This is a genomic window from Rhodococcus sp. IEGM 1379 (genome assembly GCF_030056815.1).
Classification (GTDB): Bacteria; Actinomycetota; Actinomycetes; order Mycobacteriales; family Mycobacteriaceae; genus Rhodococcus_F.
On the sequence record NZ_JASHKR010000123.1, the window covers coordinates 1 to 10,073 of the forward strand.

6 protein-coding genes are annotated in these 10,073 nt (G+C 62.8%); 1 reads left to right on the top strand and 5 read right to left on the bottom strand.

Features of this window, described 5'->3' with window-relative positions:
* Nucleotides 1-41 precede the first annotated feature (41 nt).
* Nucleotides 42-2,900 carry an aminomethyl-transferring glycine dehydrogenase gene (gene gcvP / locus QM600_RS27885; RefSeq protein ID WP_283265002.1) on the top strand — a complete coding sequence of 953 codons (2,859 nt, stop codon included), beginning with the start codon at nt 42-44 and terminating at the stop codon, nt 2,898-2,900.
* A gap of 21 nt (nt 2,901-2,921) precedes the next feature.
* Here gcvP and QM600_RS27890 read toward each other — a convergent pair whose 3' ends face one another.
* The 5 genes from QM600_RS27890 to QM600_RS27910 all read right to left on the bottom strand — a co-directional run.
* Nucleotides 2,922-4,070, bottom strand: a complete 1,149-nt coding sequence (locus tag QM600_RS27890; RefSeq protein ID WP_283264997.1) for a metallophosphoesterase — start codon at nt 4,068-4,070, stop codon at nt 2,922-2,924.
* Nucleotides 4,070-5,746: a vWA domain-containing protein gene (locus QM600_RS27895; RefSeq protein ID WP_283264998.1), complete on the bottom strand. Its 1,677-nt coding sequence runs from the start codon at nt 5,744-5,746 to the stop codon at nt 4,070-4,072. The genes QM600_RS27890 and QM600_RS27895 overlap by 1 nt, the downstream gene beginning before the upstream one ends.
* A 118-nt stretch (nt 5,747-5,864) precedes the next feature.
* Nucleotides 5,865-8,048, bottom strand: coding sequence for a malate synthase G (locus QM600_RS27900; RefSeq protein ID WP_283264999.1), 2,184 nt, complete (start codon nt 8,046-8,048; stop codon nt 5,865-5,867).
* Between the two features lie 330 nt (nt 8,049-8,378).
* A complete protein-coding gene (locus QM600_RS27905; RefSeq protein WP_283265000.1) occupies nt 8,379-9,635 on the bottom strand; it encodes a saccharopine dehydrogenase family protein in 1,257 nt (418 codons plus the stop codon).
* Nucleotides 9,636-9,679: 44 nt separating this feature from the next.
* Nucleotides 9,680-10,073: universal stress protein (locus QM600_RS27910; protein WP_283265001.1), on the bottom strand; the 394-nt coding region annotated here is incomplete at its 5' end.

The following is a 10,073-nucleotide window of genomic DNA, read 5'->3' on the forward strand; positions in this document are numbered from 1 at the left end:
TCGGTGTGTGTCCTGATCCTCCGATCTGTCTGGGAGTTGTCGTGATCGACGCTGCAAGCCGTATTTTTGCCGACCGCCATGTCGGTCCGAACGCCGCGGAACTCGCGCGCATCCTTGAACTGATCGGGGTCGATTCTCTCGACGATCTCGCTACCAAGGCCGTTCCCGCTGTCATCCTCGACGCCGCCCCCGGCGGAATTGCCGATGGGCTCGACGCGCTTCCGCTTCCTGTCGGTGAGCACGAAGCTCTCGCAGAGCTGACGGCCCTCGCCGCTCAGAACACCGTGGCCACCTCGATGATTGGTCTCGGCTACTTCGACACTCTCACTCCGCCGGTGTTGCTGCGCAACATCATCGAGAACCCGGCCTGGTACACCGCGTACACGCCGTATCAGCCCGAGATCAGCCAGGGCCGCCTCGAAGCTCTCCTCAACTTCCAGACGATGGTGTCCGACCTGTCGGGCATGGAACTCGCAAACTCGTCGATGCTCGACGAGGCCACCGCAGCAGCTGAAGCCATGACCCTGCTTCGCCGCGCGAACCGCAGCAAGTCGCCTCGATTTGTGGTTGACACAGACATCTACCCGCAGACGTTGGCTGTCATCGAGACGCGCGCCGAGCCGCTCGGTATCGAAATTGTCTCCGCCGACCTTACCCAGGGTCTGCCCGAAGGTGAGTTCTTCGGAATCATCGCTCAGATCCCGGGTGCATCGGGCCGCGTCGTCGATTACACCGCGATTATCGCGGAGGCTCACGAGCGCGGCGCACTGGTTGCCGTCGGCGCCGATCTTCTTGCGATGACGTTGATTACCTCGCCCGGTGAACTCGGCGCGGACGCGTGCTTCGGCACGACCCAGCGTTTCGGTGTTCCGATGGGTTACGGCGGACCGCACGCCGGCTACCTGGCCGTACACGCCAAGCATGCTCGTCAGCTGCCCGGCCGTTTGGTCGGTGTCTCCATCGACGCCGACGGAGACAAGGCCTACCGCCTCGCGCTGCAGACCCGTGAGCAGCACATCCGTCGCGAAAAGGCGACATCCAACATCTGTACCGCCCAGGTGCTCCTCGCCATTCTCGCTGCGATGTATGCGAGCTACCACGGCGCCGAGGGACTCAAGGCGATTGCGTTGCGCGTCGGTGCGCGAGCGAATGCACTGGCCACCGGCCTGCGTGAGGGCGGCGTGACCGTCGTTCATGATTCGTTCTTCGACACCGTTCTGGCGCAGGTCCCGGGCAAGGCCGCCGATGTCGTGGCTGCTGCCAAGGAATCCGGCATCAACCTGCGACTGGTCGACGCCGACCACGTCGGTATCTCTTGCGACGAAGCAACCACCGCAGATCACGTACTCGCAGTCCTCGACGCGTTCGGCATCGACGACGCTGTTGTTGCCATCGACGCCGAAGGTAACTCTGTTCCGGTCGCTCAGGAGCGCACGTCGGACTACCTGCAGCGTGAGGCATTCACCCGTTACCGTACGGAAACAGCGATGCTTCGCTACCTGCGTGCGTTGTCTGACAAGGACATTGCGCTCGACCGCAGCATGATCCCGCTGGGATCCTGCACCATGAAGCTCAACGCGACCGCCGAGATGGAATCCATCACCTGGCCCGCATTCAATGCCATTCACCCGTTTGCGCCCACCTCCGACGCACCCGGACTGCTCAAGATCATCAAGGATCTCGAAGACTGGCTCGTTGCGGTCACCGGTTACGACAACGTGAGCCTGCAGCCCAACGCCGGCAGTCAGGGGGAGTACGCGGGTCTGCTCGCGATCCGCAACTACCACCTCAGCCGCGGCGACGATCACCGCGACACCTGCCTGATCCCGTCCAGCGCCCACGGCACCAACGCCGCTTCGGCCGTCATGGCCGGAATGCGGGTCGAGGTTGTCGCGTGCCGTCCCAACGGTGACGTCGACGTCGACGATCTGCGTGCCAAGATTGCCGATCACGCCGAGCGTCTCGCCGCGATCATGATCACGTACCCGTCCACCCACGGCGTGTACGAGCACGAGATCTCGGACATCTGCGCAGCAGTACACGACGCCGGCGGACAGGTGTACGTCGACGGCGCGAACCTCAATGCTCTTGTCGGCCTTGCTCGTCCGGGTCGTTTCGGCGGCGACGTCAGCCACTTGAACCTGCACAAGACCTTCTGCATCCCGCACGGCGGCGGTGGCCCCGGCGTCGGACCGATCGGTGTTCGTTCACACCTCGCACCGTTCATGCCCGGACATCCCATGGCGCCTGAACTGGGCGGCCGGGGAACAATCTCCGCCGCTCCGTACGGCAGCGCATCCATCCTGCCCATCACCTGGACGTACATCCGAATGATGGGAGCGCAAGGCCTGCGCCGCGCGAGCCTGACGGCTATCGCGTCCGCCAACTACATCGCTCGTCGTCTCGACGAGTACTTCCCGGTTCTCTACACCGGCGAAAACGGCATGGTCGCGCACGAGTGCATCCTCGACCTGCGCGGTCTGACCAAGGACACCGGAGTTACCGTCGACGACGTTGCAAAGCGTCTGGCCGACTACGGTTTCCATGCCCCGACCATGAGCTTCCCCGTGGTCGGCACTCTCATGGTCGAGCCCACCGAGAGCGAAAACCTCGAAGAAATCGACGAGTTCTGCGAAGCGATGATTGCCATTCGCGGCGAGATCGATCGCGTCGCAGCCGGCGAATGGACCGTCGAGGACAACCCGCTGCGCGGTGCTCCGCACACCGCCGGAAGCATTGCAGCCGAGTGGGATCACCCCTACTCACGTGAGATCGCAGTGTTCCCACGTGGCAAGGCTCGGCCCAAGGTATGGCCGGCAGTGCGTCGTATCGACGGTGCTCATGGCGACCGCAACCTGGTCTGCTCATGCCCGCCGATCGAAGCGTTCGCGGGTAACTAGTTTTTCACTCGCCGCTGGAGGTCACGGTTCGCGAATCAGTTCGAGAACGGTGATCTCCGGCGGTGCGCCCACCCGCACCGGTGGTCCCCACGCTCCGGCACCGCGGGTCGTGTACAGAACGGTGTTACCGATTTTATCCAGGCCGTGCACCGAAGGTTGTTGCAGCGGAACAAGGTAACGCAGCGGCCACATCTGCCCGTCGTGAGTGTGGCCGGACAGTTGTAGGTCGATTCCCAGCTCAGATGCCTCAATCGCTTGACGCGGTTCGTGTGCCAGGAGCAGAGCAAACGTTTCGGGGTTACGGCCCTCCAAGGCTTTTCCGAGGTTCGGTTCATACGGTTCGGGCGACGTGTAATCGTGAATTCCGACGATGTCGATGGAGGCCCCTCCGTGGTTTATCGAGGATCGACTGTTGCGAAGTGTGGTGACTCCCAAGCTGTCCCACACGTCGAGCCACTTTCCGCCGTCGTCGGCGTAGAACTCGTGATTGCCACTGACACCGAAAACTCCGTCCGGCGCACGAAGATCGGCGAGGGGCGCCAGGTCCGGAGCGACCTTGGCTACGGTTCCGTCCACCAGGTCACCGGAGATCGCGATCAGGTCCACATCCTGTGAGTTCACGATCTCGACGACCTTGCGAGTGAAATCAACTCCACGTGCCGGACCGACATGCAGATCCGTGATCAGGGCGATCCGATAACCGGCGAAAGCTTCCGGTAGACGCGCGAGCGGCACGCGTACACGCGTGACCCGGGGACTCGACGCCTCGAGAACTCCGTATCCAGCCGTTCCGAAAGCAGTGAGTGCGACTGCTGCTGCAGCCAACTGCAAGGTACGGCGCTTGGCAGGATCGACTTCGGTGGGTTGACCGCCGCGCTTGCGCACCAGTCGATTGATCCCGGCGATCAATCCGATGATCAGCAATCCCGGGATCAGATACAACCACGACGCCAACCAGACCCAGCCGAGAAATCCGACCGGACGTGCCCACGACGTCGGGAAAATCTCGCCGCTGCCCATCCCGATAAGCGTCAGCAGACCCAACAGCACCAACAGTGCATCGGTGATGCGAGCCCAGCGCGTCGACATCCCGGTGGCCCGGACAAGCCTGCGATGCAGGAACCACGTCAGAAGGGCAAGCACTACCGCAAATGCAGCGAGACGTGCCATCAGGACAGCAGTTTCGCGACGGCGCCGGCCAATGCGGGGTCGGCGGTCGAATCCACGCGAATCAACGTTCCCCCTGTCCGGTCGGATACGTCTTGGAGGGTGGAGATGTCATTGCCGGCACCGACAACCAGGATGTCCACGTGAACCGAGCGAGAAGCGTTGCCTGCCGCGGCTATTGCGCTGAGCAATTCGGCTCGGGTCATCGTGGATTCGTCAGTGGAACTCGAGGTGACGAGGAGAACCGAGTTGGTGCGGCCTGAGTCGTATCCGTCTACCGCCACCTTGTACGCCGCTGCCAGCGCCGGATATTTGGCGGACTTTCCTTCGGCGCGTAACCCGTTCAAGGCAGCAGTGAGCGCACCGCGATGATCGGGAGCCGACAGGGGAGCGCCCGGAACCAGGACTCGCTCAGTGGTGTTGAACGCGGCCAGTCCGACATCCGACGCGTCGGGACTGCGGCCGAGTTGAGCCTCGAGAGCCGTGACGATATTGGCCAGTCGCGATCGACCGCCGTCGTCGACACCCATCGGAGTCGACGTGTCCATCACGATGCTTGCACTGCGCACCGAGACCGGATTGGCCACGACATTGCCGAGAACCGCTGCGGTCTCTGCGGAGGCCGGCACCAGTGTGGATGCGATTCGCGTCAGCGGCAGCGCTCCCAGGTTGGGGTCGCCCTGACCTTCCACTCGAAATCCGGAGTCCACGAAGATCTTCGACGACGCAGCTTCGCGCATGTACTCGGAGAATTGGGCTGCCGCGCGCGAGGACGTTTCGTCGATACCGGCGCCGGAAACGACGACGGCCGGGTAGTCGGCGACGGGCGTAGCACCGATCGGGGAGTACGCCGTCATAGCGGGGTTCGCGGATTGTGCGATCGACTGTTCGGTTGTGGGAACAGCTTTGACGTTATCCTGCGCTCCGCTGGACAAGGCAGCCAGGGCGTCGGCAGTGGTGGCCGGCGGGTTCGGCAAGGTCTGGAATTGAAGTGCCAGGGTGGTCAACGCGGAGGTTACCGGGCTGGAGCGAGCCTGCTCAGTGGTGACCGGACCAGCTCCGGCTCCCGATACGTCGGCGGCGACGGCTTGAGTTGCCATGACGGTCTCGGTACTGCCGACGGGAAGTGCCATCGTCAACTCGGATGGCAGCGACTTCCAGGCGGCGCCTGCGGATTTCAACTCGGCAGCCGTATCAGGACTGACGGCCAGGACGAGCGGCGACGTTGCGAGTGATCGCGGTTCGCCGTTCATTACCGACTGGCCGGCCAGTGGAGCAGTATCGAACGAACTCTGTGCGACCCACAGCCCGGGGCGCGGCCCGAGTGCTGAGGCATCCCAGGTCGATTGAGCACCGGCAGCGAGTGCAGCACCGACAGCAGGAGTCGGCGCGCCGTGTACGGCAATGGTGATGCAGTGGTCACGAACTACGGGCGAGGTCAGGGTGTACCGCTTTCCCAACTCTTCGATCTGCGGGGCAATGGACGGATCTGCGGTGACATCGAGCGTCTTGCCACCCTCGACGCACGTCCCCGCTGCCTGCTCGCCCTGATCGGCGATGCGACTACCGAGCGCTTTCCACCCGAAAAAACCCGCCACGATCAGCACTATCAGTACGACTACGAAGATCGGACCCTTGCTGATGCCTCTGGCGCTTGAACCGCCGCGATGTTCGCCCACGTACGTTGCCCGCCTCGGTCGCTCGAAGATTGTGTTCTGCCCAGTCTAGTGATGATCAAACGTGAACGGCCCCGACACCACTTCGGTGTCGAGGCCGTTCGGAATGCGTCGGGAGCTATCAGGCGTTGGCGGCCTTGTACTCGCGGCGACGACGGTGCAGGATCGGCTCCGTGTATCCGCTGGGCTGCTTCGCGCCCTCCAGAATCAGTTCCTTGGCTGCCTGGAATGCAATGTTGGAATCGAAATCCGTTGCCATGTTGCGGTATTCGGCGTCGCCGTCGTTCTGACGGTCGACAACCGGTGCCATGCGCTCGAGAGCGGACACGACGTCCGTCTCACTGACGATGCCGTGACGCAACCAGTTGGCGAGCAACTGGCTCGAGATGCGCAGGGTCGCGCGGTCCTCCATGAGTGCGACATCGTGGATATCGGGGACCTTGGAGCAGCCGATGCCCGCGTCGATCCAGCGGACGACGTAGCCGAGGATGGACTGGCAGTTGTTGTCGAGTTCTTCCTTCTTCTCTGCGTCCGTCCAGTCGGTGCGCGGTGCGAGCGGGATGGTCAAGATGTCGTCAACAGTTGCGCGCGGCTTGCCCTTCAGTCCTTCCTGAACAGCGAAGACGTCAACGCGGTGGTAGTGCGTCGCGTGCAGGGTTGCACCGGTGGGGGAGGGAACCCACGCGGTGTTGGCGCCCGACTTGGGGTGGCCGATCTTCTGCTCGAGCATGTCTGACATCAGTTCGGTCATGGCCCACATGCCCTTGCCGATCTGCGCCTTGCCCTGCAGGCCGCAGGCCAAGCCGGTGTCGACGTTCCAGTCCTCGTAGGCGCCGATCCACTTCTGCTTCTTCATTTCGCCCTTGCGCACCATCGCGCCGGCTTCCATGGAGGTGTGGATCTCGTCGCCAGTGCGGTCGAGGAAGCCGGTGTTGATGAACACAACACGGTCGCTCGCTTCCTTGATGCAGGCAGCGAGGTTTACCGTCGTACGACGCTCTTCGTCCATGATGCCGACCTTGAGCGTGTTCTCGGGCAAGCCGAGGACCTGCTCGACGCGACCGAACAGTTCGGTGGTGAAGGCAACTTCTTCGGGACCGTGCTGCTTGGGCTTGACGATGTAGATCGAACCGGTGCGGCTGTTGTCGTGCGGGCCGTTGGCCTCGCTGATCGTCAGGCCGTGAACAGCGCAGGCGCTGGTGATCAAGGCGTCGAGGATGCCCTCGGGAACCTCGTTGCCCTCGGCGTCGAGGATCGCGGGGTTGGTCATGAGGTGTCCGACGTTGCGGACGAACAGGAGTGAACGGCCGTGCAGGCTGAGTTCGCTACCGTCGACGGCCGTGTACTTGCGGTCACCGTTGAGGGTGCGGGTGAAGGACTTGGCGCCCTTCTTGATCTCCTCGGAGAGATCGCCACGGTTGAGGCCCAACCAGTTGCGGTAGCCGACAACCTTGTCGTCGGCGTCGACAGCAGCGACCGAATCTTCGAAGTCCATGATCGTGGTGACAGCAGACTCGAGTACGACGTCCTTGACGCCGGCTGCGTCCGTGCTGCCGATCGGGGACGCAGCGTCGATCTGGATCTCGGCGTGCAATCCGTTGTTACGCAGCAAGATGCTGGTGGGCGCGTCCTTCTCACCGAGGTAGCCGACAAGCTTCTCCGGCTGAGCCAGTGTCGTGACGGTGCCGTCGGCGAGCGTGACCTTGAGGTCGCTGCCGTCGAGAGCGTACGTCGTGGAATCGGCGTGCGATCCCGACACGAGAGGTGCTGCGGCGTCGAGGAATTCACGTGCCCACGCGATGACTTTGTCGCCGCGAACCTTGTTGTAGCCCGAACCCTTTTCGGCACCGTTCTCCTCGGAGATGGCATTGGTGCCGTACAACGCGTCGTACAACGAGCCCCAACGGGCGTTGGATGCGTTGAGTGCGAAGCGTGCGTTGAGAATCGGGACGACCAACTGCGGGCCGGCCGTCGACGTGATTTCGGTATCCACATTTGCTGTGGTGACCGAGAACGGGGCCGGCGTCGGCAGAAGGTAGCCGATTTCCTGCAGGAAAGCCTTGTAGGCGGCGGCGTCGAGGGGAGCGCCGGAGTGGTCGCGGTGCCACTGATCGATCTGTGCCTGCAGATCGTCACGCTTGGCAAGCAACACGCGGTTTTTCGGGGCGAGCTCGGTGATGACCTTGTCAGCGCCGGCCCAGAACGTTTCGGCGTCTACACCGGTGCCGGGAAGTGCCTCTTCGACAACGAAGTCGTAGAGAACCTTCGCAACCTGCAGACTGCCGACCTGAACGCGCTCAGTCATGAATAGCCTCACTTTTCCGAAATCGGAGCACCGCGACGGGTGCCATGAACCGCAATCAATGTTACTCGTGAGTATCTCGCGGGGGGACAGAGCCTCGATGGATTCATCACACTCGGCCCGCGGAGACCTCGAAATCTGCACGACACAGACGTTCGACCAGGACTTCTCCCCGGCTGTGGCCGGGGTGAGGACGTCCGCAGCGTTGGGTAATGCTGCGTTTTCGGGGCAATTCTGTGTTGTTGGCAGCAGTGCTCGGCACTGATTCGCCGAGCATCACTGCCCAGAACTATATCCCGACTCGCTGAGGAAGCCGACATCGAAGCTGCCCGGTCAGAGTTTCTTGGCCGATATTTCGAAACCTGCGCTGCGCAGACGCTCGACCAGGACATCGCCCAACGCTGTGGCAGGGGTCAGAACGCCGGCGGCGTCGGGTAGTGATGTGCCGGCGGGTAATTCAGCACTGTCGACTGCCAAGCTCAACGCTGATTCGCCGAGCATCACTGCCGTTGCACTGTATCCGGGGTCGCCTTGCGCCCGGACGCGTGATCGGTACCGGGCTCCGGTGGTGGTGACTGTGAAGACGTCGAGCGTGAAATGCCCCTTCTTCTGCGCGTCCTCGCTCGGACCTTCACCGGGCGCGGGGAGTACTTTGTCGAGGAGGAATCGCGTCGGGGGAAGTGCCAGCCCGGCAATCAGAGCGCCGAGTCCGACAGCAACGCCGCCGGCAACCACTGGTGAGATAACGGATGATCCGACGCTCATCACCTCGCTGTACTTGAATTTCTTGCCGTAGGCCCAGTCCCGCAGTGCGTTACTCCGCCGGACGACGCGGGTGTTGTAGGACGCCATGAAGAACGGCGCCTTCCATCCTTTCAAGGAAGGGCTGATCTTCCGGCCGTCGACGACCGTCACGTCGCTCTGGCGACCGAGATCCGGTTCGCGCTCACGGTCAGGGCTCAGCGAGTACGGCGACGCGGCCAATTTCCTCAGGCGCGCATCGTCTTTCGACTCGTCGATCTGATTGCGGAGTGAATCGATGGTGCCGCCGCTGATGCCGCCCCGCAGTGAGGTTACGACCAACGTGGTGTCGGTCATCTCGCCGGCATGATCGGCTTGAACCAACTTGTGCAGGACGTGAACGCCGAGATCCGAAGGGATGGAATCGAATCCACAGGAGTGGACGATGCGTGCGCCGGTGGACACCGCAAGGTCGTGATTGGCGTCGATGCTGTCCCGATGGAAGAGGACTTCGCCGGTGAGATCGACGTAGTCGGTGCCGGCAGCAGCGCAGGCCTGAGCCAGCGCGTGTCCGTACTTTGCGTACGGACCAACGGTCGTGGCAACGACGCGGGTTCGCATCGCAAGAACCTTCAGTGCGGTCGGGTCGTCGGCGTCGGCAAGGACCAGAGGGAGTTCAGCAGCAGCGTCGCCGAGCCTCGCCCGGACTGCAGCCAGCTTTTCGAGCGAGCGACCACCGAGACCGATCTTGATTCCGGCCGGCGCATTTTTCACCAGATACTCGGCCAGGAGTTTTCCGACGAAGCCGCTCGCTCCGTAGACGATGATGTCGAGCTCAGGTTCAGGCATGGCATCAGCCTACAAACGAGAACTCCGATCCGATGTGATGGAGCTCACTCTTCGGGTAGGGGATCCTTGACGACGAGAATCGGTACCTCGACTTCGAGGAGAAGGCGCTGGAGCGGCCGTTCCAAGAGAAACTTGCCAATGGGTGACATGCGACGCGTTCCGACGATCAAGAGCCCCGCACCCGTGGACTCGGTCAGCTGGACCAACGCAGTGACCGGGTCACCGTCATGCTCCGTCGTGTGTAGTTCCCACGGTGTCTCGGAGAATCCTCCGGCGTCGAGCGCTGATTGGATCTCTCCGCGCAGAGCCGCGCTGTCTTCGTCGGCTTCGGCGAGATTGATGTCGTCGACGACATGCAGGACCAGAAGTTGTTCGCGCCGATTCACGGACTCGCGTGCGCCGGCGACGATGGCAGCCCGGCCCTCCGGGCTGTCCTTG

Bases quoted from the DNA above. Each gene is read 5' to 3' on its own strand.
- QM600_RS27890 (WP_283264997.1), bottom strand. From the start codon at position 4,070: ATGGCACGTCTCGCTGCATTTGCGGTAGTGCTTGCCCTTCTGACGTGG.
- QM600_RS27900 (WP_283264999.1), bottom strand. From the start codon at position 8,048: ATGACTGAGCGCGTTCAGGTCGGCAGTCTGCAGGTTGCGAAGGTTCTC.
- QM600_RS27905 (WP_283265000.1), bottom strand. From the start codon at position 9,635: ATGCCTGAACCTGAGCTCGACATCATCGTCTACGGAGCGAGCGGCTTC.